This window comes from Asticcacaulis sp. W401b (genome assembly GCF_046503825.1).
Classification (GTDB): Bacteria; Pseudomonadota; Alphaproteobacteria; order Caulobacterales; family Caulobacteraceae; genus Asticcacaulis.
In genome coordinates, this window is record NZ_JBKFEE010000003.1 from 32,935 (window position 1) to 56,288 (window position 23,354).

The 23,354-nt window shown below is 61.6% G+C and carries 33 protein-coding genes; 12 read left to right on the top strand and 21 right to left on the bottom strand.

Going from position 1 to position 23,354, the window contains the following annotated elements:
- Positions 1–16: 16 nt before the first annotated feature.
- Both ACK8OE_RS07560 and hemC read right to left on the bottom strand, forming a co-directional pair.
- The gene (locus ACK8OE_RS07560) at positions 17–703 is read right to left on the bottom strand and encodes a uroporphyrinogen-III synthase (protein WP_410272055.1); all 687 of its coding nucleotides are present in this window, start codon (positions 701–703) and stop codon (positions 17–19) included.
- A complete protein-coding gene (hemC, locus tag ACK8OE_RS07565; RefSeq protein WP_410272056.1) occupies positions 700–1,650 on the bottom strand; it encodes a hydroxymethylbilane synthase in 951 nt (316 codons plus the stop codon). Before hemC ends, ACK8OE_RS07560 begins: the two co-directional genes overlap by 4 nt.
- Positions 1,651–1,783: 133 nt before the next feature.
- Between hemC and tsaD the strand changes: the two genes are divergently transcribed.
- Genes tsaD through ACK8OE_RS07580 form a run of 3 tightly spaced genes read left to right on the top strand, consistent with a single transcriptional unit; the run spans position 1,784 to position 4,262 of the window.
- On the top strand, positions 1,784–2,917 hold the full coding sequence (gene tsaD, locus ACK8OE_RS07570; RefSeq protein WP_410272057.1) for a tRNA (adenosine(37)-N6)-threonylcarbamoyltransferase complex transferase subunit TsaD: 1,134 nt from the start codon (positions 1,784–1,786) through the stop codon (positions 2,915–2,917).
- A complete protein-coding gene (locus ACK8OE_RS07575) occupies positions 2,914–3,930 on the top strand; it encodes an NAD(P)H-dependent glycerol-3-phosphate dehydrogenase (protein ID WP_272740725.1) in 1,017 nt (338 codons plus the stop codon). The genes tsaD and ACK8OE_RS07575 overlap by 4 nt, the downstream gene beginning before the upstream one ends.
- Complete coding sequence (locus tag ACK8OE_RS07580; protein ID WP_290796051.1) at positions 3,927–4,262, top strand: Rieske (2Fe-2S) protein; 336 nt, start codon at positions 3,927–3,929, stop codon at positions 4,260–4,262. The genes ACK8OE_RS07575 and ACK8OE_RS07580 overlap by 4 nt, the downstream gene beginning before the upstream one ends.
- Here the strand turns inward: ACK8OE_RS07580 and ACK8OE_RS07585 are convergent.
- A complete protein-coding gene (locus tag ACK8OE_RS07585; protein ID WP_410272058.1) occupies positions 4,259–5,005 on the bottom strand; it encodes a creatininase family protein in 747 nt (248 codons plus the stop codon). The two genes, ACK8OE_RS07580 and ACK8OE_RS07585, sit on opposite strands and share 4 nt — an antisense overlap.
- Before the next feature lie 252 nt (positions 5,006–5,257).
- Between ACK8OE_RS07585 and acs the strand changes: the two genes are divergently transcribed.
- Complete coding sequence (gene acs / locus ACK8OE_RS07590; RefSeq protein WP_410272059.1) at positions 5,258–7,204, top strand: acetate--CoA ligase; 1,947 nt, start codon at positions 5,258–5,260, stop codon at positions 7,202–7,204.
- Positions 7,205–7,262: 58 nt separating this feature from the next.
- Here acs and ACK8OE_RS07595 read toward each other — a convergent pair whose 3' ends face one another.
- The 9 genes from ACK8OE_RS07595 to ACK8OE_RS07635 form a co-directional block, all read right to left on the bottom strand.
- The gene (locus ACK8OE_RS07595; RefSeq protein ID WP_410272060.1) at positions 7,263–7,712 is read right to left on the bottom strand and encodes a hemerythrin domain-containing protein; all 450 of its coding nucleotides are present in this window, start codon (positions 7,710–7,712) and stop codon (positions 7,263–7,265) included.
- An 83-nt stretch (positions 7,713–7,795) separates the two neighbouring features.
- The gene (locus ACK8OE_RS07600; RefSeq protein WP_410272061.1) at positions 7,796–8,452 is read right to left on the bottom strand and encodes a DNA-3-methyladenine glycosylase family protein; all 657 of its coding nucleotides are present in this window, start codon (positions 8,450–8,452) and stop codon (positions 7,796–7,798) included.
- A gap of 59 nt (positions 8,453–8,511) precedes the next feature.
- Positions 8,512–9,339, bottom strand: a complete 828-nt coding sequence (locus ACK8OE_RS07605) for a peptidase (RefSeq protein WP_410272062.1) — start codon at positions 9,337–9,339, stop codon at positions 8,512–8,514.
- A gap of 18 nt (positions 9,340–9,357) precedes the next feature.
- Complete coding sequence (locus ACK8OE_RS07610) at positions 9,358–9,816, bottom strand: DUF350 domain-containing protein (protein ID WP_410272063.1); 459 nt, start codon at positions 9,814–9,816, stop codon at positions 9,358–9,360.
- Between the two features lie 120 nt (positions 9,817–9,936).
- Entirely contained in the window at positions 9,937–11,172 is a 1,236-nt protein-coding gene (rlmN, locus tag ACK8OE_RS07615) for a 23S rRNA (adenine(2503)-C(2))-methyltransferase RlmN (RefSeq protein WP_410272064.1), read from the bottom strand.
- Between the two features lie 91 nt (positions 11,173–11,263).
- Positions 11,264–11,620, bottom strand: coding sequence for a c-type cytochrome (locus ACK8OE_RS07620; protein ID WP_410272065.1), 357 nt, complete (start codon positions 11,618–11,620; stop codon positions 11,264–11,266).
- Entirely contained in the window at positions 11,617–12,132 is a 516-nt protein-coding gene (locus ACK8OE_RS07625) for an MAPEG family protein (protein ID WP_410272066.1), read from the bottom strand. The genes ACK8OE_RS07620 and ACK8OE_RS07625 overlap by 4 nt, the downstream gene beginning before the upstream one ends.
- A gap of 20 nt (positions 12,133–12,152) precedes the next feature.
- Positions 12,153–12,608, bottom strand: a complete 456-nt coding sequence (locus ACK8OE_RS07630; protein ID WP_126419487.1) for a hypothetical protein — start codon at positions 12,606–12,608, stop codon at positions 12,153–12,155.
- Positions 12,598–13,368, bottom strand: coding sequence for a HesA/MoeB/ThiF family protein (locus ACK8OE_RS07635; RefSeq protein ID WP_410272067.1), 771 nt, complete (start codon positions 13,366–13,368; stop codon positions 12,598–12,600). The genes ACK8OE_RS07630 and ACK8OE_RS07635 overlap by 11 nt, the downstream gene beginning before the upstream one ends.
- 105 nt (positions 13,369–13,473) lie before the next feature.
- Here ACK8OE_RS07635 and ACK8OE_RS07640 point away from each other — a divergent pair, with 105 nt between their 5' ends.
- From ACK8OE_RS07640 to hslU, 5 genes are read left to right on the top strand one after another with little or no spacing between them, the layout of a single operon-like run.
- Entirely contained in the window at positions 13,474–14,271 is a 798-nt protein-coding gene (locus ACK8OE_RS07640) for a YoaK family protein (protein ID WP_410272068.1), read from the top strand.
- Positions 14,261–14,812 carry an ATP-dependent protease subunit HslV gene (gene hslV / locus ACK8OE_RS07645; protein ID WP_290796087.1) on the top strand — a complete coding sequence of 184 codons (552 nt, stop codon included), beginning with the start codon at positions 14,261–14,263 and terminating at the stop codon, positions 14,810–14,812. The genes ACK8OE_RS07640 and hslV overlap by 11 nt, the downstream gene beginning before the upstream one ends.
- The gene (locus ACK8OE_RS07650; RefSeq protein WP_410272069.1) at positions 14,809–14,976 is read left to right on the top strand and encodes an Imm27 family immunity protein; all 168 of its coding nucleotides are present in this window, start codon (positions 14,809–14,811) and stop codon (positions 14,974–14,976) included. Before hslV ends, ACK8OE_RS07650 begins: the two co-directional genes overlap by 4 nt.
- 13 nt (positions 14,977–14,989) lie before the next feature.
- A complete protein-coding gene (locus tag ACK8OE_RS07655) occupies positions 14,990–15,496 on the top strand; it encodes a GNAT family N-acetyltransferase (protein ID WP_290796089.1) in 507 nt (168 codons plus the stop codon).
- An 18-nt stretch (positions 15,497–15,514) separates the two neighbouring features.
- Complete coding sequence (gene hslU, locus ACK8OE_RS07660) at positions 15,515–16,813, top strand: ATP-dependent protease ATPase subunit HslU (RefSeq protein WP_410272070.1); 1,299 nt, start codon at positions 15,515–15,517, stop codon at positions 16,811–16,813.
- A gap of 133 nt (positions 16,814–16,946) precedes the next feature.
- Here hslU and ACK8OE_RS07665 read toward each other — a convergent pair whose 3' ends face one another.
- From ACK8OE_RS07665 to ACK8OE_RS07680, 4 genes are read right to left on the bottom strand one after another with little or no spacing between them, the layout of a single operon-like run.
- The gene (locus tag ACK8OE_RS07665; protein WP_410272071.1) at positions 16,947–17,234 is read right to left on the bottom strand and encodes a DUF3144 domain-containing protein; all 288 of its coding nucleotides are present in this window, start codon (positions 17,232–17,234) and stop codon (positions 16,947–16,949) included.
- Positions 17,231–17,551, bottom strand: a complete 321-nt coding sequence (locus ACK8OE_RS07670) for a DUF3144 domain-containing protein (RefSeq protein ID WP_410272072.1) — start codon at positions 17,549–17,551, stop codon at positions 17,231–17,233. Before ACK8OE_RS07670 ends, ACK8OE_RS07665 begins: the two co-directional genes overlap by 4 nt.
- Positions 17,548–17,850, bottom strand: coding sequence for a DUF3144 domain-containing protein (locus tag ACK8OE_RS07675; RefSeq protein ID WP_410272073.1), 303 nt, complete (start codon positions 17,848–17,850; stop codon positions 17,548–17,550). The genes ACK8OE_RS07670 and ACK8OE_RS07675 overlap by 4 nt, the downstream gene beginning before the upstream one ends.
- A 36-nt stretch (positions 17,851–17,886) precedes the next feature.
- Positions 17,887–18,357 (bottom strand): low molecular weight protein-tyrosine-phosphatase, encoded by a 471-nt coding sequence (locus ACK8OE_RS07680; RefSeq protein WP_410272074.1) that lies wholly within the window; start codon positions 18,355–18,357, stop codon positions 17,887–17,889.
- A 79-nt stretch (positions 18,358–18,436) separates the two neighbouring features.
- On the opposite strand from ACK8OE_RS07680, the gene ACK8OE_RS07685 reads away from it, so the two are divergent.
- Together ACK8OE_RS07685 and nth are read left to right on the top strand one after the other, a co-directional pair.
- On the top strand, positions 18,437–18,775 hold the full coding sequence (locus ACK8OE_RS07685) for a phosphoribosyl-ATP pyrophosphohydrolase (protein WP_410272075.1): 339 nt from the start codon (positions 18,437–18,439) through the stop codon (positions 18,773–18,775).
- Positions 18,768–19,406, top strand: coding sequence for an endonuclease III (gene nth / locus ACK8OE_RS07690; RefSeq protein ID WP_410272076.1), 639 nt, complete (start codon positions 18,768–18,770; stop codon positions 19,404–19,406). The genes ACK8OE_RS07685 and nth overlap by 8 nt, the downstream gene beginning before the upstream one ends.
- Here nth and ACK8OE_RS07695 read toward each other — a convergent pair.
- From ACK8OE_RS07695 to ACK8OE_RS07715, 5 genes are all read right to left on the bottom strand, one after another.
- Positions 19,380–20,381 carry an acyl-CoA desaturase gene (locus ACK8OE_RS07695; RefSeq protein WP_410272077.1) on the bottom strand — a complete coding sequence of 334 codons (1,002 nt, stop codon included), beginning with the start codon at positions 20,379–20,381 and terminating at the stop codon, positions 19,380–19,382. The two genes, nth and ACK8OE_RS07695, sit on opposite strands and share 27 nt — an antisense overlap.
- Complete coding sequence (locus ACK8OE_RS07700; protein WP_410272078.1) at positions 20,347–20,703, bottom strand: metalloregulator ArsR/SmtB family transcription factor; 357 nt, start codon at positions 20,701–20,703, stop codon at positions 20,347–20,349. Before ACK8OE_RS07700 ends, ACK8OE_RS07695 begins: the two co-directional genes overlap by 35 nt.
- 83 nt (positions 20,704–20,786) lie before the next feature.
- Complete coding sequence (locus ACK8OE_RS07705; protein ID WP_410272079.1) at positions 20,787–21,107, bottom strand: type II toxin-antitoxin system PemK/MazF family toxin; 321 nt, start codon at positions 21,105–21,107, stop codon at positions 20,787–20,789.
- A complete protein-coding gene (locus ACK8OE_RS07710; protein ID WP_290796106.1) occupies positions 21,101–21,346 on the bottom strand; it encodes an AbrB/MazE/SpoVT family DNA-binding domain-containing protein in 246 nt (81 codons plus the stop codon). Before ACK8OE_RS07710 ends, ACK8OE_RS07705 begins: the two co-directional genes overlap by 7 nt.
- Positions 21,347–21,395: 49 nt before the next feature.
- On the bottom strand, positions 21,396–22,265 hold the full coding sequence (locus ACK8OE_RS07715; RefSeq protein WP_410272080.1) for a RimK family alpha-L-glutamate ligase: 870 nt from the start codon (positions 22,263–22,265) through the stop codon (positions 21,396–21,398).
- A gap of 64 nt (positions 22,266–22,329) precedes the next feature.
- Between ACK8OE_RS07715 and ACK8OE_RS07720 the strand changes: the two genes are divergently transcribed.
- Positions 22,330–23,349, top strand: coding sequence for an adenosine kinase (locus ACK8OE_RS07720; protein ID WP_410272081.1), 1,020 nt, complete (start codon positions 22,330–22,332; stop codon positions 23,347–23,349).
- The last annotated feature ends 5 nt before the right edge of the window (positions 23,350–23,354 follow it).

A 23,354-nucleotide genomic window follows, 5' to 3' on the forward strand; every position in this document is an offset into this window, starting at 1 on the left:
GGCGGTCCGTGGGGTTTTAGAGCCTGGCGAACAGGGCCTCTTCATCCGGAGAGGCCGCTACCTCTATGTTTAGGCCCGCAGAGGGTAAATTTCCAGTGAAATTGAGGTGTTCGCGCAAGCGTTGGGCGGTGGCCTCCGAGATGCAGAGGACGCGCGCTGTGACACCGCTCAGATAGGGGGCGCAGGCCTGCGCCCCGCGCGGTGAATAGAGCAGGATATGGGTGATCGCCGCCATCTGCGCTCTGGCGTCGGGGGCGTCGCGCACCACGGTGCGATAGAAGAGGACCGGGTGCAGGTTGAACCCTGACAGGGCCGCAGTCAGGTCGCGCGCCGGGGTTTCGGGCTGCGGGTAGAGGAGGGGGCCTTGCGGGGCCTCAGCTTTCAGCAGGCGGATCAGGTCTTCGACATCGCCACGGGCGCTATGCACGGTATGGAAGCCGGCCTCACGCGCTTCGCGGGCGGTGGCGTCGCCGACGGCCCACACCGTCTGATGCCGCGTCGCGTACTGGCGCGTAAAGGCTTTAAGGCCATTGATCGAGGTGGCAAAGATATGGGCGAAACGCGCCACGTCGATGTCGGGGCTTAAGGGTTCGACCTCAAGCAGCGGGTCATTGATCACCTCAAAACCGCGCGCCCGCAGCGCCTGCGCCGTGACGCTGGCCTGTGGCTCCGTTCGCGTTACCCAGATCAGGGGCGGGTTCACGCCTGCGCCTTATACTGGTTCAGCCGGTCGCCGGCCTCATCACGGATGGATTGCCCCAGACGCAGGCCCAGAGCGTGCGCCGATTCGACCGTAGGCGCGCTGATCGTTTCGCGCCTTTGCCAGCGCGTGCGGCCATCGGCGGTCAGGGCCTCAACAAACAGGGTGAGCGCGTCGCCTTCGATCTTCGCATAGGCCCCGACAGCCGTGCGGCACGAGGCTTCGAGCGCCACCAGCGCGCCGCGTTCGGCCGAAATTTGCAAATGCGTTTCGACGTGGTGCAGCCGCTTGATCCACGCCTGATCGAGGTCGGCGGTGCGGCATTGCACGGCCAGCGCGCCTTGGCCGGGGGCACAGGGGAACAGGTCGGGGTCGATATAGGACTTGATATGCGCCTCAAGCCCCATGCGTTTCAGGCCCGCCGCCGCCAGCAGGATGGCGTCGCAATGCCCGGCCTCCAGCTTCGACAGGCGCGTATCGACATTGCCGCGCAGCATGACGACCTCAAGGTCCGGCCGCACGGCCAGGGCCTGCGCCTGACGCCGCAGCGAGGCGGTGCCGAGCTTTGCGCCTTGCGGCAGGTCTTCGAGACTGCGGTAGTTGATCGACACAAAGGCGTCGCGCGGGTCCTCGCGCACCGGAAAGGCGCACAGGCTAAGACCGGGAATATCTTCGGCAGGCATGTCTTTCAGCGAATGGACGGCGACATCGACGTCGCCATTCAGAAGCGCGTCCTCGATCTCCTTGGTGAACAACTGCTTGCCGCCGGCTTCGATCAGGCGGCGGTCCTGAATGCGGTCGCCCTGCGTGGTGATGATGACCAGCGGCGCAACCTCATGAGACCGGGCCGGGTCGTGACCCAGCGCGGTGACGATCTGACGCTGAACCCAGCCGCATTGGGTGGTGGCCAGCCGCGAACCGCGCGTACCGATTTTCAGAAGTGGGGTCATAACTTAGCCTTCGGGTTGCTATGTCTCTTCCCTAAAATTTCGCCCTGCGGCTTGCAAGCCCCTTGACCTGCGGCCATTTGGCCTTTTCAGGTAACCCCTCTCTCCGCAAGGCAGCGAGAGATAAGGATATGTAATGTCTCTTTGCGTTCTGGGTGTCGAATCGAGCTGTGACGAAACCGCCGTCGCCGTGGTGCGGCGGGGCGATGACGGCGCGGTCGAAGTCCTGTCTTCGGTCATCCACTCTCAGGTGGTCAAGCACGCCGTCTATGGCGGAGTCGTGCCCGAAATCGCCGCGCGCAGCCACGTCGAAACCATAGACGATCTGGCGCGGCTGGCGCTGTCGCAGGCCGCCGAAAAAGGCGTCGGGGTGGACGCAATCGACGCGGTGGCGGCCACGGCTGGGCCGGGCCTGATCGGCGGGGTGATGGTGGGCTTAAGCTTCGCCAAGGGCTTTGCGCTGTCGCGCGGTTTGCCGCTGATCGGGGTCAATCACCTCGAAGGCCATGCCCTGTCCGTGCGCCTGACCCACGATGTGCCGTTTCCCTTCCTACTGCTGCTGGTTTCCGGTGGCCATTGTCAGTTGCTGCACGTGCGCGGCGTCGGCGATTATGAGCGTCTGGGGACCACGATCGACGATGCGGCGGGCGAGGCCTTCGACAAGATCGCCAAGACTCTGGGGCTGGGCTATCCCGGCGGCCCGGCGCTGGAGGCCGAGGCGGCGAAGGGCGATGCCGCGCGCTTTACCCTGCCGCGCGCGCTTTTGGGGCGCAAGGACTGCGATTTTTCCTATTCGGGCCTGAAAACCGCCGCCGCGAAGATCGCCATGGAACAGGTGAAGACGCCGCAGGATCGCGCCGATCTGTGCGCTTCGGTGCAGGCGGCGATTGCGCGGCAACTGGTCGAACGCTCCGCCCGCGCCATGCGCGCCTTCAAGGCCGAACATGGGGGGGATAGCCCGGCCTTTGTTGTCGCGGGCGGCGTGGCGGCCAACAAAACCGTGCGGTCTGAGCTGTCGGCACTGGCGCAAAAGGAGGGGTTTGAATTTGTCGCCCCGCCTCTGGCCTACTGCACCGACAATGCGGCCATGATCGCGCTGGCCGGGCTGGAACGCTTTGCGCTGATGCGGGCGGCGGCCGATTATGATGGGGACAAACAGGTGCACGACGGGCTGTCGGCGCTGGCGCGGCCACGCTGGCCCCTTGACGAGCGCCGTGCGCTCAGTGCACCCATACATAAGTTTTCGGGACGCAAGGGAGCCAAGGCTTGACCCAATTCGTGCACGCCAAAGCCTTTGACAAGGTTGGAATCATCGGGGCAGGGGCATGGGGTACGGCGCTTGCGCAGGTCGCCGCGCGGGCCGGGCGCGAGGTGTTGATCCAGTGCCGTGAGCCGGAAGTCGCCGAGTCGATCAATGCTCAGCACCTCAATCACCTCTATCTGCCGGGCCGGGAGCTGCTGCCGCAGGTGAAGGCGACCGCCGATCTGGCCGATCTGGGCGACTGCGATCTGATTCTGGCCGTGCCGCCGGCGCAGCATATGCGCGCCTCGCTGAAAGCCTTTGCGCCGCATGTGCGCGACGGCCTGCCCATCGTCCTGTGCGCCAAGGGGGTTGAGCGCGGCACGGACTGCCTGATGAATGAGGTGCTGGCAGCCACCCTGCCGCAGGCGCGTGCCGCCGTCCTGTCCGGGCCGTCCTTCGCCGCCGAAGTGGCGCGCGGCTTGCCCACCGCGGTGACGCTGGCCTGCAAGGATGCCGAGCTGGGGGCGCAGATTTCAACGACTTTGGCGACGCAGACCTTCCGCCCCTATCTGATCGACGACATGATCGGCGCTGAGGCGGGCGGGGCGCTGAAAAACGTGCTGGCCATTGCCTGCGGCATTTCCGAAGGTAAGGGGCTGGGGCGTTCGGCGCACGCCGCCCTGATTACGCGCGGTTTTGCCGAAATGACGCGGCTGGCCGTAGCACTGGGCGCAAAGGCCGAGACGCTGAGCGGTCTGTGCGGTATGGGTGATCTGGTCCTGTCGTGCTCGTCGCCGCAATCGCGCAATATGAGCGTCGGTCTGGCCCTCGGTGGCGGGCAGACTCTGGCTCAGGCGCTGGAAGGCAAGATTTCGGTCGCCGAAGGGGTCGAATCGGCCCCGGCGGTCAAGCATCTGGGCGAAAAGCTGGGCGTCGATCTGCCCATTTGCAACATGGTGGCGACCATACTGTCGGGCGAAGCCAGCGTCGATAAGGCTATCGGCGATCTGATGTCGCGTCCGCTGAAGACCGAACGGTGAGACCGCCTCCCGGCACCGTTATCTGCACCTGGGCTGAGCTTCAGGTAACCGGCACCGTCCTCTATCGTCAGGACGGGTTTGAGGGGTTTGTCATCCTCGACGACTATTTGCCGCGCGGCTATGTCGATGCCTGTCCGCACAACGGGATGCCGCTGGGTGGCGATCAGGAAGAAAGCGATTATCAGACGCGCGAGCAGGATGTGATAATCTGCCGCTGGCACGGTGCGTCGTTTCTGAAAGACAGCGGCCTGTGCATCGGCGGCCCCTGCGCCGGGGAGCACCTCACGCCGTGGCCGGTCGAACGCCGCGGCGATGAGGTGGTGACGGTTTAGGGTCGTTCCTCCGCCTCGAATTTCGCAATATCTTTCAGCAGGGCCGGAACCGCCGCCTCAAGGATTTGGCGCCCCAGTTCGATGCTGGCCAGCGACGAGTCGGCGCCGATGCGGCCGTCAGGGAAGCGCGCGCGGTAGTCAAGCGCGTCGCGGATGGGGCCGGTGGGCGCAATCGGCGGGTCCATCGTCAGGTCGCGCACAGCATCGGGATAAGCGGCCCAGGTCAGGGCGATTTCCGACGGCGTGGCGTGGCTGCCGTGCCCCTTGGGGAAGAGGCGGGCGCACAGAGGCGAGATGCCCGGCAAATCCCACCAGTTCGACAGTTTCAGCGCGAAGGGACAGCGCGTACCTTTCCATGACCACTGGCTATAGATTTCCGAAAAGGCCGCTTCGATCGAGGCGACATTGCCGCCGTGGCCATTGAGGAAATAGATGTGGGTAAACCCATGCCGCCCCAGCGACTTCACCCAGTCTTCGATGGCCGCCATAAAGGTCGAAGGGCGCAGCGAAATGGTCCCCGCAAAGCCCAGATGGTGCTGGGCCATGCCGATATTGAAGGTCGGCGCGACCAGAATATCACCTTGCTTTTCCGCCGCATGGGCGATGATTTCCGGGCACAGCCAGTCGGTCCCCAAAAGCCCCATCGGGCCGTGCTGTTCGTTGGAACCGATGGGAATGATCACCGTCTTTGAGGTCTTCAGACGGGCGTCGATTTCCGGCCATGTGGAAAAGGCGAGGTGCATGGGGGTCTTTCCAGCCTCATGCCGAAAAATGGCCACCGCTTTTCGGATAAACATGAGGCGTTATAAAAAACAAGAGCCATTCGTCGCTTCGACGAATGCTCTTATGGTCACAAAATGATCCACATTGCATAACCAATATACGACCTATTGCCAAGTTTCCCTGCCGCGCAAATTGTGGTTGGCTGGCTCGACAGGGCCGTGGATCAGTCTTATCTCTACGGCAAGATAAGCAAGAAAATGTGTGAGGACGCCATGACGGTTGATACGCTGAACAATACGACTCTCTTTCCCGTGCCGGCGACCTATCCGCGCGCAAACAGCGTGACGGCGGCGGCGCTTCAGGCGCAGCGCGATCTGGTCAAGTCCGATCCGTGGGCCCACTGGCGGCAACTGGGCGAAGCGCTCGACTGGATCAAGCCCTTCACGCAAGTCAAGGACGTGTCCTTCAACCGCGAAGACTTCCGCATCCGCTGGTATCACGACGGGCAACTGAACGTCGCGGCCAACTGCATCGACCGCCATCTGCCGCACAAGGCCGATACGGTGGCCTTCATTTTTGAAGGCGATGAGCTGAACGACTCCTACACAGTCACCTATGGGCAATTGGCCGAGGCGGTGGGCAAGCGCGCCAACCTTTTGAAAAAGTATGGCGTCAAGAAGGGCGACCGCGTCACCATCTACATGCCCATGGTGCCGGAGGCGGCCTATTTCATGCTGGCCTGCGCGCGTATCGGGGCGGTGCATTCGGTGGTGTTCGGCGGTTTTTCGCCCGACAGCCTTGCCGGGCGTATCAATGACTGTCAGTCGGAATATGTGGTCACCACTATCGAAGGGCGTCGCGGGGGCAAGTCGGTGCCGCTCAAGGCCAATACCGACCTAGCCCTGCTGCAATGCCCCGGCGTGAAGCACGTCTTCGTCACCGGCAATGGCTGCTCCCTGAGCCATGACGGACGCGACCTGTGCGTCGATCCGGAACTGGAGGGCGTAAGCGCCGACTGCCCGGCCGAGCCGATGAATGCCGAAGACCCTCTGTTCATCCTCTATACGTCCGGTTCGACAGGTAAACCGAAAGGCGTGCTGCACACCACGGGCGGCTACCTCGCCTGGGCGGCCTATACGTTCAAAACCGTCTTCGACTGGCACGAAGGCGATGTCTATTGGTGCACCGCCGATGTCGGCTGGGTGACGGGCCATTCCTACGTCGTCTATGGGCCGCTGGCCAATGCCGCCACCTCGCTGATCTTCGAAGGCGTGCCCAACTACCCCACCGTGTCGCGCTTCTGGGAAGTGATCGACAAGCATCAGGTGACGACCTTCTACACCGCGCCGACGGCCATCCGCGCCCTGATGCGTGAAGGCGATGCACCGGTGCTCAAAACCTCGCGCAAATCGCTGCGTCTGCTGGGTTCGGTGGGTGAGCCGATCAACCCCGAAGCCTGGCTGTGGTATCACCGGGTGGTCGGCAACGAAAACTGCCCCATCGTCGATACCTGGTGGCAGACCGAGACCGGTGGCCACCTGATCACCCCGGTGCCGGGGGCGACGGCCTTGAAGCCCGGCTCGGCCACCCACCCCCTGCCGGGGATTGAGGCCTGTCTGGTCGATAATGAGGGCAAGGAGCTGAGCGGCGCGACCGAAGGCAATCTGTGTATCTGCGACTCGTGGCCGGGTCAGATGCGCTCGGTCTTTGGCGACCATCAGCGCTTTATCGAAACCTACTTCTCGACCTATCCCGGCAAGTATTTCACCGGCGACGGCGCGCGCCGCGACGAAGACGGCTATTACTGGATCACCGGCCGCGTCGATGACGTGCTGAACGTTTCCGGCCACCGTCTGGGCACGGCCGAGGTCGAAAGCGCGCTGGTGGCGCACCACAGCGTCGCCGAAGCCGCCGTGGTCGGCTTCCCGCACGACATCAAGGGGCAGGGCATCTATTGCTACGTCACCCTGACCAAGGGCGTCGAACCGACCGAAGCGCTGAAGACCGAACTGCGCAACTGGGTGCGTCGCGAAATCGGCCCCATCGCCTCACCGGACGTCATCCAGTGGGCGCCGGGCCTGCCCAAGACGCGCTCCGGCAAGATCATGCGCCGCATCCTGCGCAAGATCGCCGAACGCGATGTGTCGAACCTCGGCGATATTTCGACCCTGGCCGATCCATCGGTGGTGGCCGATCTGGTCAAGGGCGCCGGGCTTTAAGCGCCTCAAACATTAACCACCTCCCCTGATGTCAGGGGAGGTGGTTTTTATTGGAGACTTACGCCCCCGCCATCATCTCCTTTTTCAGCGCGTCCATCTCCTTGGCCAGCTTGCGGGCCTGATCGGCGCTGAGATAGGTCTTGGCCTTTTCGAAGATTTCGCCCTCTTCCTCTTCGACGTGGTGCATGACGGCGTGTTTCAGTTCGCCGAAATGCAGCAGCCACTGATCGCTGTCGGCCGACAGGCCGGACACGTTCTGCAGGAAGGCCTCGATTTCGTCATGCTCCTCATTGGCATGTTCCATCTTGTGCTCGACGGCCTTTGAGCGCGTGGCGTCCAGCACGGCCTTATAGAAGGTTTCTTCCTCGCTTTTGGCGTGGATCGTCAGTTCGTTTTTGATCTCATTGAACAGGCGCAGGCGCGTCGCGCCATCGGCGGCATTGACCACCTGCTCCATCAGGTCCTCAACCTTGCGATGGTCTTTTTTGATATAGTTATAGATATCCATGCCTAGGCTCCAGTCTCATCATAGATTGAGCGCCGAGCATGGACCCGCCTTGCGTAAGAGCGATATGGCGCAGCATGGGTCGGTTATAAGCCGGGGGTAAGGGTCTTGCCCAACTCGCCGCGTTTGACCGCGCCGTACCAGCCCCACAGGGCGTGCGACACCACCGAGCGGTAGGGTGCCCAGCGAAGCGCCCGCTCGCGGCAATAGGCCTCGTCCGGGCGGGCATCGAGGCCATCTAACCAGCCGACGGCCTCGCGTAACGCAATGTCGCCAGTCGGGAAGATGTCGAGACGGCCTTCGCAGAACATTAGATAGACCTCCGCCGTCCAGCGCCCTATGCCTTTCAGCGCCGTCAGGTGGTCGATGGCGGCTTCGGCCTCAAGGCCCCGCACGGTCGCAAAGTCGAGCGCGCGGGCGTGGACGGCCTCGGCGAGGATGCGGGCATATCTGACCTTGGGCCGCGACAGGCCGTGGCCGCGCAGGGCCTCATCCGACAGGGTCAGCAGATGGGCCGGGCTCATCTCTGAAAGGCCGCCGCGCAGCTTCTGCCAGATGGCGTCGGCGGCCCTGACCGACAATTGCTGCTCGACGATCAGGCGCAGCAGGCCTTCGAAACCGTCGGCCCGGTGGCGAAAATTGAGGTCGCCCACGGCGGCAAACAGCGGGGCCAGCGCCGGATCGGCTTCGGCCAGAGCGGTCATATGCGCGCGTTCGAGAGGGACAAGGTCACCGGGGATCATGCGCGCAGACTTACACGGATGGCCGTGCGCGTCACGTCCCGAATATTGCGGTCAAATCCTTAGCTCTGGATACAGCCGACCTGCGCCACGCGATACTCCCGGCGCAGGGTGTCGGACACGATGCCGTAATTGCGCCGCGTCAGCAGGTCTTCGTGCTCGAAATCATAGGTGCGCGACGGCGTATTACCGATTTTCGCCAGCGTCGCCGGGGTCGAGGAATAGAGACGCCCGCGGCGCGGCTTGGTCTTCAGCGTGATGCCGATGACCTGAGACTGCGCATCGAGGGTGGGGCCGCCCAGCAGCTTGTTCAGGCTGCCCGTCAGATTGGCCGTATGCCCGGCTTCGGCCCAGGCCAGCACGGTTTCAGGGGCTTCGAAGCGCTTGCCGGTCTTCAGCTTGGTTTCCCCGATCAGACGGCCGGTCGCTTCGCCGACCTGATCCTGCGGAAAGCCCGGCATGAAGCCGCGCATCCCCGGCTTGATGGTTTTGGGATCGGCAAAGGGCAGGGGACGCGCCCCGCTTTCGGTGACGGCCAGCACGTAGTTGTCGAGGCTGCGCTTGTACTGCACGCGGATACGCACCCCCAGATTGCCACCCAGATTGAGGAAGGGGTAGCGGCAGTTGCGGATGCTTTCGCGGGCCAGCACCCACTCACCGGATTTTGAGACGGAAAAGGCCGTGCCGCGATAATCAATATCGTTCATGATCGGCAGGCTGATGATCTCGTTGGTCGAGAAGGGTGAGTAGGTGGCAAACAGGGCCGCTTCACCGGGCGGCGGCGGCGGCGGCGCGGGCGGCGACAGGGATTTGTCGGCCCAACGACCGGGCACGATGACCATCAGGGCCACCGCCGAACCGTAGAGCAGCCAGTCGGGGATGAGGCCCATCTCAAAACCCCTTTCAGATTAACCGGCGACGGCGGCGGCGAGGATCAGGGCGACGGCCAGCTTACCCGCCACCAGCAGCACGGCGGCCGACACTTCGCCCTCGTCAATGCGTTGCGGCAGACCGGCCAGCAGGAAGTCCACCAGACGGAAGACAAACAGTTGCAGGATGACGGTCGCCCCGCCCCAGATGAGGATTTCGCGCACCGAGGTCGAGGCCGACATCGAGGCGGCGAGCGGCACGGCCAGACCGATGATCACGCCGCCATAGGCCACCGCTGCGGCGGAATTGCCGTCACGGATTTGCTGGATTTCTTTGTAGGGCGTCAGGATCGAATAGACGAAGGCCCCGATAAACAGCATCAGCAGGGTCGCCCCGGCGTGCAGTAGGGTGACCGGAAAACCGGAGGCGAAGGCCTGAACCTCCGGACGCAGCACGTCCGGCACCAGAAAGTCGAGATTGAGGAAATCCGGTATCATGCCGATCAAAAGCCCCGATTACGCCCGCCGTCCCGTGCGGATGGCCAGTATTGTATCGGGGGTCTTGCAAGATCAAGGCCGAAAAATGTGACCGTTTTTTATAAGGTCACCGGCCTGCCCTTACATGCCGGAGGCCAGATGGCCGTAAGGCAGTTCCGTTTCGACCCCATCCGTTTCATTCTGGGGCGTTTCGCTCTCATCACTGGCCAGACCTTCGACCTGTGCCTTGCGCAGCGCGCTGGCGCGGACCTTCTCGCTCTCGGACTTCAACTGACCGCAGGCAGCCAGAATATCGCGACCGCGCGGCGTGCGGATGGGCGAGGCGTAGCCGGCCTTGTTGAGGATGGCCGCAAAGGCTTCGATGGTGCGCCACTCCGAACACTGATAGTCGGTGCCGGGCCAGGGGTTGAACGGGATCAGGTTGATCTTGGCCGGGATGCCCTTGATCAGTTTGATTAGTTCGCGCGCTTCGGCCGGGCTGTCATTGACGCCCTTCAGCATCACATATTCAAAGGTGACGCGCCGCGCGTTCGACAGGTCCGGATAGGCGCGGATGGCCGCCATCAGGTCTTTCAGCGGGTACTTCTTGTTGATCGGCACCAGCACGTCGCGCAGTTCATCATGGGTGGCGTGCAGCGAAATGGCCAGCATGGCCGCCGTGCGCTTGCCCAGCGCGTCCAGCTCCGGCACTACGCCAGAGGTCGAGACCGTGATGCGGCGGCGCGAAATGGCGATGCCTTCATTGTCCGAAATGATGTCGATGGCGTCGGCGACATTGTCGAGATTGTACAGCGGCTCGCCCATGCCCATGAAGACGATATTGGACAGGCGGCGGTCTTCCTTGGGCGACGGCCATTCGCCCAGGTCGTCGCGCGCCACCTGCACCTGCGCCACGATTTCGGCGGCGGTCAGGTTACGCACCAGCCGCTGCGTCCCCGTGTGGCAGAAGGAGCAGTTCAGCGTGCAGCCCACCTGAGACGAGACACACAGGGCGCCTGAGCGACCGACATCGGGGATATAGACGGTTTCGACCTCGATACCCGGCGCCATGCGGATCAGCCACTTGCGCGTGCCGTCTTTTGACACCTGACGCTCGACCACTTCCGGGCGGGCAAGGGTGAATTTTTCGGCCAGCGGCCCGCGCTGATCCTTGCCGATATCGGTCATCTTGTCGAAATCGGTAAAGCCGTAATGGTGCACCCAGCGCCAGATCTGCTGGGCGCGCATTTTGGCCTTGCGCTCCTCGACCACGCCCGATTCCTTCAACGCAGCGATCAGGCCATCACGCGTCAGCCCGGTGATATTCACCTTGGCGCTTGCGGCGGGTTTGGCGGACAGGTCGAGCGTATAGGCCACGGAGGGAACCTTTGGATAAGCAACAGGTGTGGGAAGCGAGTGCGGGCCTATACAGGAAAACGTGGGGAATGTCTAATTCCGCGCATCAAATCTACGGCGTCTTCAAATACGCAATGATCGCCGCGCGGTTTTCGGGTTTCGACACCGACTGCGGCATGTAGGTGCCGGGGTAGAGCTTTGACGGATCGCTGAGGAACCGGTCGAGATGCGCGGCGTCCCAGCGCAGGCCCTTCGCGCCGGCGGCCTTGAGGGCCGGGGAATAGGCAAAGCCCGCCACGCTGGCCACCTTGCGGCCGACCACGCCCTTGAGTGACGGCCCCTGACCATTGGCCGCCGTCACTTCGTGACAACTGACGCAATGGCGCTCAAACAGGTCCTCGCCGGATACGGTTTGCGCCTGTGCACCGGAGGCGGCCAGAAGACCCGCAAGGATAAGCGCGGCTTTCATAAAAACACCCCCTGCGCCACGCGCCCCATCAGGATGACCACGGCGACAAAGTTGATCAGGAAGACCAGCCCGCGCAGCGGCACATTCGTCGTCAGGGTCTGCACACCCGTATGGATGAGCCGCCCGATCAGGAACAGCCAGGCAGCGGCGATGTCGATCGCTTCTATGCGGCCCGACTGATAGATGATAGCTGCGGCAAACAGGGCAAAGACCGGCAGTTCAAACTGATTGGACAGGTTGCGCGCCACGCGCTTTGAGCGCTCCGGGTCGGCATTGGCGTTGACGAAGGCGGCAGGCTTGATCTCGCCCTTGCGCAGGGCCGTCTGGCGCTCCCAGGTCAGCCAGATATAGAGCCCGGCCACCAGCGCGAAATGCCCCAGAAACGGCAGCAGAAACTGTTGATCGAGCGTCAGTTCAAACAGGTCTTTGCCAGCAGTCTCGCCGATTGAGCCAGCATGGGCGGTAGCGCCGAGACAGAGTACTAAGCAAAGCGGGGCAAGGTATTTCAGCATGACGGCAGCCTAAATTTGAGTTACCAGAACCTCCACCACGCCTTGGGTGTTTTCCATTTTGAGTATGCCTTTTCGATATAAGGTTTAATCCGGTCATAGGTTTCGTCATTAAACGTAACCTGAAAAATTGAAGGCCGGTCATGGGCGACAGCGCGTTCATAGTCGCGAAGATATTGCCCGGTCTGAAAGTCGAAATAGTGGCTCGCGAATGCATTGCCTTCATCATTCATCATGTCGCCAATCAGGCATCCATCAAGAACCCTGTAGAATTCGAGCGCGTCTATCGATCCGTTTCGATAGGCCGAAAAATCGTCTTCGAAATCTTCTTCAAAACGCTTATCCGTCAGGTTTTGATCTACGATCCAGCGCCAGAAAAATGCCGTGTGGACATAGGCCTGAATTTCATCCAGCCCTTCTTTTTCTATGCTCTCAAAATGCCATTTCGCCTTGTCGTAAGCTTTTTCGCTATAATCCATTTGTTCCACCGCAAATTTTGCAATCCGGCTCCGGCGGCAGGGCAATGACGCGCGAGGTCATCGACAGGCCGTCGAAGATCAGCAGCTTGCCGATCAGCGGGTCGCCCGCGCCGGTGATCAGCTTGATCACCTCCAGCGCGCTCATCGAGCCGATAATCCCGGCAAGAGCGCCGACAATGCCCATGCGCTCACAGGTTTCGGCGTCGGGCGGAATCTCCGGCACCAGACATTGATAACAGGGCGTCCCATTGAACACCGCCACTTGACCGCTGAACCGCCCCAGTGCACCGGACACCAGCGCCTTGCCCAATGCCATACAGGTGCGGTTGACCAGATGCCGCGTCTCGAAATTGTCGCAGCCATCCAGCACAATGTCATAGCCGCCGATGATCTCCGTCGCAGTATCGGGCGTCAGGCGCACCGGATGGAGGTTCAGCGCGGCGTGCGGATTGAGCGCCGACAGGCGCGCCTGCGCCACCTCGGATTTAAGCGCGCCCACATCATTGGTGGCGTACAGGACCTGTCTTTGCAGGTTGGACAGACTGACCGTGTCGTCATCGAGCAGGCCCAGCGTGCCGATGCCCGCTGCCGCCAGATAAAGCGCCGCCGGGGCCCCGATGCCGCCCAGCCCAACGATCAGCACCTTGGCGCCTTTCAGACGGCGTTGCCCCATACCGCCAACCTCTTTCAGCACGATGTGCCGGGCATAGCGGTCAAGATCGTCGTCACTGAGTTCGGGGGGCACATGGAGCAGGGACATGGCCTCAGATATAAAGGGCGTCGTGCCGCCCCGCCAGCCCTCATCTGTTCGTTTACCGTTAACGGGCGTCGGCCTATAATCCCGTAAGGATATAAAGGATATTGGATGCGGCGGACCCTCAGACAGATCAGCGGCAAACGGCGCTCGGAAACGGGTGATGCGCGGCTGGGGGTGACGCTGGCCTTTGTCGCCGGGGCGGTCAATGCCGGGGGCTTTCTGGCCGTCGGCGTCTATACGTCGCACATGTCGGGTATGGTGGCCTCCTTTGCCGACGATATGGTGCTGGGGAAGTTTGGCCCGGCCGTTCTGGCGCTCACCTATGTGCTGTGTTTCTTTTTAGGTGCGGTGACCTCAAGCCTGCTGGTCAACTGGGCGCGGTTAAAGCGGCTGCATTCGGAATTTGCCCTGACGCTGGGGCTTGAGGCGGTGTTGCTGCTGCTGTTTGGCCTGCTGGCTGCGGGGCTGATCGGGGATATTGCCCTCAGCCTGCCCCTGACCATCGGGCTTTTATGCTACCTGATGGGCTTGCAGAACAGCCTGATGACCAAGCTGTCGCACGCCGAAATCCGCACCACCCACATGACGGGGATTATCACCGACTTAGGCATCGAAGCCGGGCGCTTCCTGTTTGGGCGCGCCACCCACGCCGGGGCGCGCTTTCATCCGAAGAAGGCGCGGTTACTTGTGTCGCTTCTGGGGGCCTTTGCGGCGGGCGGGCTTACGGGAGCGTTTGGCTTCAGCCATATGGGCTTTGTGACGGTGTTGCCCCTGTCGCTGGGGCTCGGTCTGATCGCCCTTGTGCCCATGCTGGACGACTTGTCCCGGCAAAAACGTCGCCGGGACTTGAAAGGCCCCCTTGAAAGACCCCGCGCAAACCGCCAATTAGACGGACATGACGGATAAAAACTTCCCCAACTGGCACGGGACAACCATCGTCGCCGTGCGCAAAAATGGCAAGACGGTCATCGCCGGTGACGGTCAGGTGTCTATGGGCCCCACCATCGTCAAGGGCGGCGCGAAGAAGGTTAGGACTCTGGCCGGCGGCAAGGTGATCGTCGGCTTTGCCGGTGCGACCGCCGATGCCTTCACCCTGCTGGAGCGTCTGGAGGCCAAGCTGGAACTCTATCCGGATCAGCTGGCGCGGGCCTGCGTCGATCTGGCCAAGGACTGGCGCACCGACCGCTATCTGCGCCGTCTTGAGGCCATGCTGCTGGTGGGCGACAGGAACCACATCCTGACCATTACCGGGGTCGGTGATGTGCTGGAACCCGAAGACGGGGTGGCGGCCATCGGATCGGGCGGCACCTATGCCCTGTCGGCGGCACGCGCCCTGCTCGACTATGAGCCCGATGCCGAGGTGATCGCGCGCAAGGCCATGCAGATCGCCGGGGATATCTGCGTCTATACCAATCACAGCGTCACTCTGGAAAAGCTGGAAGCGTGAGGAAGTTAGCCACTTCTGAAGACGGCTGGTCTGAACTGCATTACGATGACGTCACCGGGCGTTACTTTGAGAAAACCTACCCGGAAAGTGATCAGCATGGCGGTGGTCAGCCCCGCTTTGATGAGGTTTCTGAAACCTTTGCGCGTCAGAAGTATCAATTTTGAATTTTAGGACCGTATGATCGCCTTTCGCCCCCTGACCGATAACGATGCCGGGCTTCTGTTGTTGTGGATGTCCTCGCCGCACGTGCGCCAGTGGTGGGTCAATGACGGTCAGACCGCAGAGGACGCCGTCGAAGACGCCCTGGCCTATATCGGCGCGGCCAATGCCACGGCGTGGATCTTTAGCTGGAATGGCCGGCCGGCAGGCTATACCCAGTGCTATGAGTGCCACCCCGATCACGAACCGGGCACGCCCTGCCACGCGGAGTCGCCCAAAGGCACCTTCCTGATCGACCTGTTTATCGGCGATGCGGCCCTGCTGGGTGAGGGGATCGGCACGCAGGTCCTGACCCAGCTCAGCAACGGCATGTTCAAGAAGGGTGCCGTTTGCGTGCGCGTGGCCCCCCAAACGACCAACGCCGCCGCCCGTCGCGCCAGCGAAAAGGCGGGCTTCGTCCCTGTCGGCCCGACGCCCTGCGGCCGCATGGTCCTGATGCAGCGCACGCCGGAACTGAACGCCTGAATTTAGGAAAAAGAGCGTATGACCACCTTTTCACCGCGTGAGATCGTCTCCGAACTCGACCGTCATATTATCGGCCATGCTGACGCCAAAAAGGCGGTGGCCGTGGCGCTGCGCAACCGCTGGCGGCGCAAGCAGACCAACGCGGCCATCCGCGACGAGATCACGCCTAAGAATATCCTGATGATCGGGCCGACGGGCGTCGGCAAGACCGAGATCGCGCGACGTCTGGCCAAACTGGCTCATGCCCCCTTCATCAAGGTCGAGGCGACCAAGTTTACCGAAGTCGGCTATGTCGGCCGCGACGTCGATCAGATCGTGCGTGATCTGGTCGAAGCCGCCATCCTGATGGTCAAGGACAAGAGCCGTCAGGGCGTGCGCGCCAAGGCTGAGGCGCAGGCCGAAGAACGCCTGCTGGACGCGCTGGTCGGACCGGCGGCGCAGCCCGCGACGCGCGACAGCTTCCGCAAGCGCCTGCGCAATAACGAGCTGGACGACAAGGAGGTCGAAATCACCGTCGCCGATACGGGCGGCGCGATCGGGGCCTTCGAGATTCCGGGGCAGCCGGGCAATCAGATTAATCTGGGCGAGATGCTGCAAAAGGCCATGGGCGGACGGCAAAAGACCGTGCGCCTGACGGTCGCGGCGGCCCAGCCGATCCTGCTGTCCGAAGAGTCGGATAAGCTGCTCGATCAGGAAGCTGTGTCGCGTGAGGCGCTGAGCCTCGCCGAACAGGAAGGCATTGTCTTCCTGGATGAAATCGACAAGGTAGCGTCGCGTCAGGAGCGTGGCGGGGCCGATGTGTCGCGCGAAGGCGTGCAGCGCGACCTGCTGCCGCTGATCGAAGGGACGACGGTTTCGACCAAGTATGGGCCGGTGAAGACCGACCACATCCTTTTTATCGCCTCGGGTGCCTTCCATGTGGCCAAGCCGTCGGATTTGCTGCCGGAGCTTCAGGGGCGCCTGCCTATCCGGGTCGAGCTGAAGGCGCTCACTCAGGACGATTTCCGCCGCATCCTGTCGGAACCCGAAGCCAATCTGATCAAACAAAATCAGGCGCTGATGGCTACCGAAGGGGTGACGCTGGCGTTTGAGGACGGCGCAATTGCCGAAATGGCCGCCGCCGCCGCACAGGTCAATGCCAAGGTCGAAAACATCGGCGCGCGCCGTCTGCACACCATTATCGAGCGGGTGATGGAGGAGCTGAGCTTCACCGCCGCCGATCAGACGGGGCAGACCGTGACCATCACGTCGGCTTATGTGCGCGAACGTCTGGGCGAGGTGGCGGGCGACGCCGACCTCAGCCGCTATATTCTGTAAAGCGCAATCCGATAAAGTGGAAACCACTTTTCGGAAAAATTGCGCGACAAAACAGAAATTTAGAGCGGGATAGTGCGTCGATCTAAAATCATCCCGCTCTAAGCCAAAGCCCCGGATCACTCCGGGGCTTTTGTTATTTCATATAGGTTTCGTAATTGTCGCCGAAGTCATCATAGTGGCTGAGCAGCAGTTCACGGAACTGCGCCGTCAACTGATCGACATTCAGTTTGCGCGCGGCCAGAAACTGCGTCTTGTCGGCACTCTGAGCGGCGCAGGTAAAGGCCGTGTAGCGTGTGGCGGCCTGAAGCAGGGCCCCGCCGGCTTCGCCGATCGAGCTTTTGTGCGCGTGGCTATTGGTTAGGTCGATATGATCGGCCGCCATCTGACGGAAGACGTCGTTGGAAGCGGCAGGCGTGGTCATCCCTTGTCCTTTTCACTCGGCACCTTGGCCATGTAGGTGTCGAAATTTTTCGCATATTCAATATAGTGGATGTCGAGATACTCACGGAAGCGGGCGCTGATCCTGGCGACCATTTCCTCCTTTTTGGCCAGCATGTCGGCACCGCTCGGTTCACCCACAGCGGTTATGAAGGCGCTGTAACGGGCGGCGGCGTGCAAAAAAGCGCCTTCGGATATGGAAAAGGAATCCACAGCCTTGGCCTGTGCATTAGCAATATGGATGAATTCCGCTGTGAGCGCGTTAAAAGCTTCGGCACTCAGTTGTTTGGGCTGGGTCATTTGGGGATGCCCAGATTGGGGCGACCATATTCGGCAAAGTTTTGCGCGTACTCTTCGTAGTGCCCCTCAAGATACTGGCGATACAGCTTCACATAGTGGTCAATGTGCGCTTCCTTGCTTTGCAGCATGACGCGACCGCCGACAAATTGCGTGGACGACACGAAAGCATTGAAACGGGCCGCCGCGTGCATCAGGGCCGCCCCGGCCTGCCCAGGATTGGCCTCCTTGAGGTGACCATTAGCGAGCTCAATATGTTCAATCATCAGTTCATTGAAGCGATGGTCTGTCAGTTCAGTCACAAGGTTACTCCTGTAAAATGAGCCGTCTATCTGGTGTTAACGTGAAGGCTTTGTCAACGTGCGTAGCAGCGCCGCCGAGGCCTCATCGCACAGGCGATAGACGGCCTCGAAATCGCGGGTGTCGCCGTAATAGGGGTCCGGCACATCCTTCGTCAGGCCTAGCGCTTCCTCCAGATAAAGACCGATGGTCGCGGTGGTATCATCCGGGGCGATTTTACGGATATTGCGCACATTATCGCGGTCGAGGCCAAGGATCAGGTCAAAGCGGTAAAAGTCGTCGCGATGAAGCTGACGCGCGCACTGGGCGGAAATATCGACACCATAACGCGCCGCCACGGCGAGGGAGCGGCGGTCCGGCCCTTCGCCCGTGTGCCAGCCGCCGGTACCGGCGGAGTCGATGACAAATCGGTCGCTTAAGCCCGCCTGTTCGACGTGATGACGCAACAGGCCCTCGGCCAGCGGCGAACGGCAGATATTACCCAGACAGACAAACAGAACGCAGATCATGGAAATTGCTTAGCCCGCCGGATGCTTCCGTCGCAAGGCGTGTCTTGCGGGGGCGCTGAAATCATTTCACAATGGCGCCATGACCGCGCCCCTTCCCGAACTTGAGCCCTTTATCGACCGCCTTCAGGCCATTTCCGACCGCTATGAGTGCGTCTATGGCATCGACCGGGGCGGCGACTGGCACCTGCTGAAAATGCAGGAGGAGATGGGCGAACTTACCCAGGCCTATCTGGCCATGACGGGGCGTTCGCGGCGCGATGCCGCAGAGGCGAAGCACGAGGTGGCGATGGAGATGGCCGACCTGATCTGCATGACGCTGCTGATGGCGCGCGCCGAAGGCATCGACCTCAATACCGCCATCGCCGAGAAATGGCTGAAGTGGGAGGATGTGATGGCGGCGGAAGCGACACATGCGTAGTGCCGCTGCCGTCAAAAAGCTGTTCGAGCGCTTTGAAGCCGATAAGCCGGACCCCAAGACCGAACTGAACTTCTCCAATCCGTTCACGCTGGTGGTGGCCGTCGCCCTGTCGGCCCAGACGACCGATGTGGCGGTCAACAAGGCGACCGGGCCGCTGTTTGCCTTGGCCGACACACCTCTGGCCATGCTCGATCTAGGCGAAGAACGGCTGATGCAGATGATCTCCTCCATCGGGCTTTATCGCAACAAGGCGAAGAATGTGATGGAGATGTGCCGCATCCTGATCAGCCGTTTCGACGGTCAGGTGCCGCTCAATCGCACGGACCTGCTCAGCCTGCCGGGGGTGGGCAACAAGACGGCCTCGGTGGTGCTCAATGAGCTGGATATCGAGCCGGCCATTGCGGTCGATACGCACGTCTATCGCGTCTCGCACCGGCTGGGCCTGGTCGATGACAGCGCCACCACACCGGACAAGGTCGAGGCGCAACTCATGGCCTCAATCCCGCGCAAATGGCTGACGCGGGCGCACCACTGGCTGATCCTGCACGGGCGCTATACCTGCACGGCGCGCAACCCCAAGTGCATGGCCTGTCTGGTCGAAGACCTATGCCCCAAGCGAGGGGTGGGTTAGGTGAAGGGCCCTTCCGATCCGCGTCAGAACCCAGCATGGGCGTCGGTCCGGCTTCGCTTCGGGCGTGTCAGGGCTCACCCAATGCAGTTGGGGTCTGTGGGGTAGGTCTTGCGGCAGGCGGATGTTCCACACAAGCCCAAGCGCCTCCAGAGCTTTCAAAAGCCAGTATCCCGGATCACTTTGTCCTTTATAAATACCGATACGGGCGGAACAGGGGTAGGCATGGTGGTTGTTATGCCAGCCTTCGCCCATCGTGATCAGACCGGTGAAACTGACGTTGCGGCCCTGTACACCGGCGCCATCAACATGCCAGTCATGGGCGTCTCCCGTGTGGGCCAGATAACCAATCAACCAGTGTCCGGTGACGGTTACCGCGATCTGAGCGCACACGCCCCAGATGACCCACGCCCATCCGCCGATCAGGTAGAAGCCTATCGCCCAGGGCACGTGCGCCATAATCCAGTGGCGGTCGATAAAGCGATAAAAACGGTCTTCGGCCACTTCCGGTTCAATCGTCAATGCGGGTGGCTGATGCAGGCGAATGTCACAGTGCATCTGCCACAAGGCATCGGTCAGCGGCGGTTGGCGATGTGCAAAGTAGTCATGACATTTCGGTTGCCTCTGTGCCCAATCACGGTAATCGTGCGTCCTGATCATAGCAAAGGGGCCACCCAATCCGACCAGCGTGCCCAAATAGACCAACGTGCGTTCAAGCCATAAAGGGCAATCAAAGCTCTTGTGAATCAGTCGCCGGTGCATCCCGACCGAGTGCCCAAGCAAAAGCACCATCACGGTCTTAGCGGCAAACAGCGCAAGCGTATCAAGCCGGGTGTAATGCATAGCTCCATACACCGTGGCCACATACATACTCAGCAGGAAAAGGGACTTTACAGGCGACCATGCGACACGACCTTTAACCGGGTCGGCAGGGAGGCTTTCGTCAATCCGTTTTATGTTCTCGAACGGAGCGGTCATGTTCAGTCTCCTGAGCGCCCCCCTTCGCCCGGAGTGCCGCGCTTTCTTGTTTGTAGGTCTGACTTACAGGGCAGAAATCATTAAGAAAATCGTATAGATTAGTGACCAGATTGTCGCGCAGCAGACTGTAGTAAACGAATTGCCCGACCTTTTCGGATTGGATGAGACCAGCGTTTTCCAGAACGTCGAGATGCTTGGAAATGGACGGTTTGGACATATCGAAGCGTTCAGCGATTTCACCGGCGTTCAACCGGGCGCTCGACAGGTAAGCGAGTATTTTGCGCCGTGTCGTTGACGACAGCGCGTTGAAAATCTTGTCCATGATTGCGCAGTTAATTAGCTAATTCGCTAAATATCTATACATCTAAATACAAATGTCAAGCCTGATGCGAAACGCGGGGTGGGTTAGACCGCAAAAATCTCCTGAAGCGTGGACAGGGTCGCCATCAGTGTCGGATTGTCCACGGCCCCCAGCCGTTTGATTAGTCGCGTCTTATCGAGCGTGCGAGTCTGATCCAACAGGATCAGGCCGCTTTTACCCTGAAACGTCAAAGGGATGCGAAACGGCGCATTGCGGCTGCCCGTGGTCATCGGGGCGACCATGACGGTGCGCAGATGATCGTGCATTTCTGGCGGAGAGATGATCACGCAGGGCCGCGTTTTCTGAATCTCGCTGCCCACCGTCGGGTCAAGCGCCGCCAGCCACACCTCGCCGCGCGTCACCATGTCAGGTCGGCATCATCGGCATTGGCCACGTCCGGCCAGACCAGCCCGTCGTCTGCGGCTTCGGCCAGGGCCCGGCTGGCCTCGCCCCAGCCCGTGCGGGCGGTCTTGGGCTTTTCAAGGATGATGGCCGTGTCGGTGACGGTCATTTCCACACTGTCCGACAGCTCCAGTTGCGCAATCACCGCCTTGGGGATGATCACGCCCTGCGAATTGCCCATCTTGCGCAAACTGGCTTTCATGTGGCGCCTCCGTCAGCACAAAGTTAGCACGAGGGCTGTCTCAACGCAATCAGTGCTTATGCCCGCACATCCCCAGCGCGTGCTCGACCGCGTGGCTGAGGCGGGCCGGGGCGGCGTCTTCGTATTTGAGATAGAGGTCGGGCTCGATCAGCTCCAGCTCCATCAGGCAGAAGTCACCGGCGGCATTGCGCACCATATCGACGCGCGCATAGAGCAGGGTCTGACCCACATATTCCAGCGCCTGATAGGCCAGCTCCACGGCGGCGACCGGCGGGGTCTGTACCCGCAGATGGGCGTCATAGTCGGGCTGTGAACGGAAATCGCCCGGCTTGGGCGTCTTGAGCACCGCGTGGCTGAAATCGCCGCCGAAGAAGATCAGCGACCATTCGCCTTCCGACTGAATGGCACCCAAAAAGGGCTGAAGCATCGCCTCGGCCTCCGGCGCGCCTTCGGGCACGTCCGCCCCTTCCCAGACAAGAGTTTTCTTCGCCCCGGCGGAGATGCGCGGTTTCAGCACCAGCGTGTCCTGTCCGAAATCGGCACGCGCACGGCTCAGTGTTTCTGACGTCAGGGTGTCGGCAAACAGGGTCGGTATGATGCGGATGCCACCTTCGGCCAGATCGCGCAGATAGGCCTTATCGACGTTCCAGCTTACGATTTCGACGGGGTTGTGCATCCGGTAGCCCTTGGCCTTGATGTGGGTCAGAGCGCGGCGGAAGTCATCGGGCGCATTGTGATAGCCCCAGGCGACCAGCGGCAGCACCAGATCATAGGGTCGCGTCAGGGGCTCCGACCACGGCTGCGCCTCGACCTCAAACCCCGCAAAAGCCGCGCGATAGGCCTCCAGCACGGCGGGCCAGCGTCCGTGATGCGAGGGGTGCGCCGGGTTCGGTGTCAGGATGAGAAGTGACTTTTTCATTTTCGCTTGCTCCGCGCGTGGTTTTTGCGCAAAGACACCCAAAATAGCAACCGGATTATCGCGCATGTCTTCTGAGTACGACGTCACCGCCGTTGGCAATGCCATTGTGGACGTGCTGGCCCCGGCCAGCGAAGCGTTTATCGTGGCGGAAGGCCTGCCCAAGGGCGGCATGACGCTGATTGATCAGCACCGGGCGCTGAACCTCTATGGCAAGATGGTGGCGCGCGCTGAAAAGACCAGCGAAGACCTGACGCAGGAATCCGGCGGCTCGGCGGGCAATACCATCGCCGGCGTTGCCTCGTTTGGCGGCAAGGCGGCCTATATCGGCAAGGTGGCGCACGACGAACTGGGCGAAGTGTTCAGCCGTGACCTGAAAAAGAGCGGCGTGCATTTCGACGTGCCCTTCCTGCACGACGACCCGACCCATACGGGGCGTTGCCTGATCAACGTCACCGAAGACGGTCAGCGCACCATGGCGACGTTTCTGGGGGCCGCGGCTCTGGTGCAGCCCGAAGACGTCGATCCGCAACTGATCAGGGCGTCGCAGATCACCTATCTCGAAGGCTATCTGTTCGATACGCCGTCGGGTCGTGCCGCCTTTGCCAAGGCCTGTGAAATCGCCCGTTCGGCGGGCCGCAAGACGGCCATGACCCTGTCGGACAGCTTTGTTGTCGATCGCTGGCGAACCGACCTGCTGGCCTTTATCGACCAGCATATCGACCTTGTCTTCGCCAATGAGTCCGAACTTCTGTCGCTGTTCCAGACCGAGGATTTCGACAAGGCCGCGCGCTATCTGAAATCCAAGGCCGATCTCGCCTTCGTCACCCGTTCCGAACGCGGCTCGGTGGCGCTGAAGGCCGATCTGTCGCACGACATCCCCGTCTATCCGGTGGCCGAGGTGGTGGATACCACCGGGGCCGGGGATCAGTACGCGGCAGGGGTGATGTATGGCCTGACACAGGGCCTGCATCTGGAAACCTGCGGCCGTCTGGGGGCGCTCGCCGCCGCCGAGGTGATCAGCCACTACGGCCCGCGCCCGCAGGTCTCTTATGCCGAACTGGCGAAGCAGAACGGGCTGATCTGATTGAC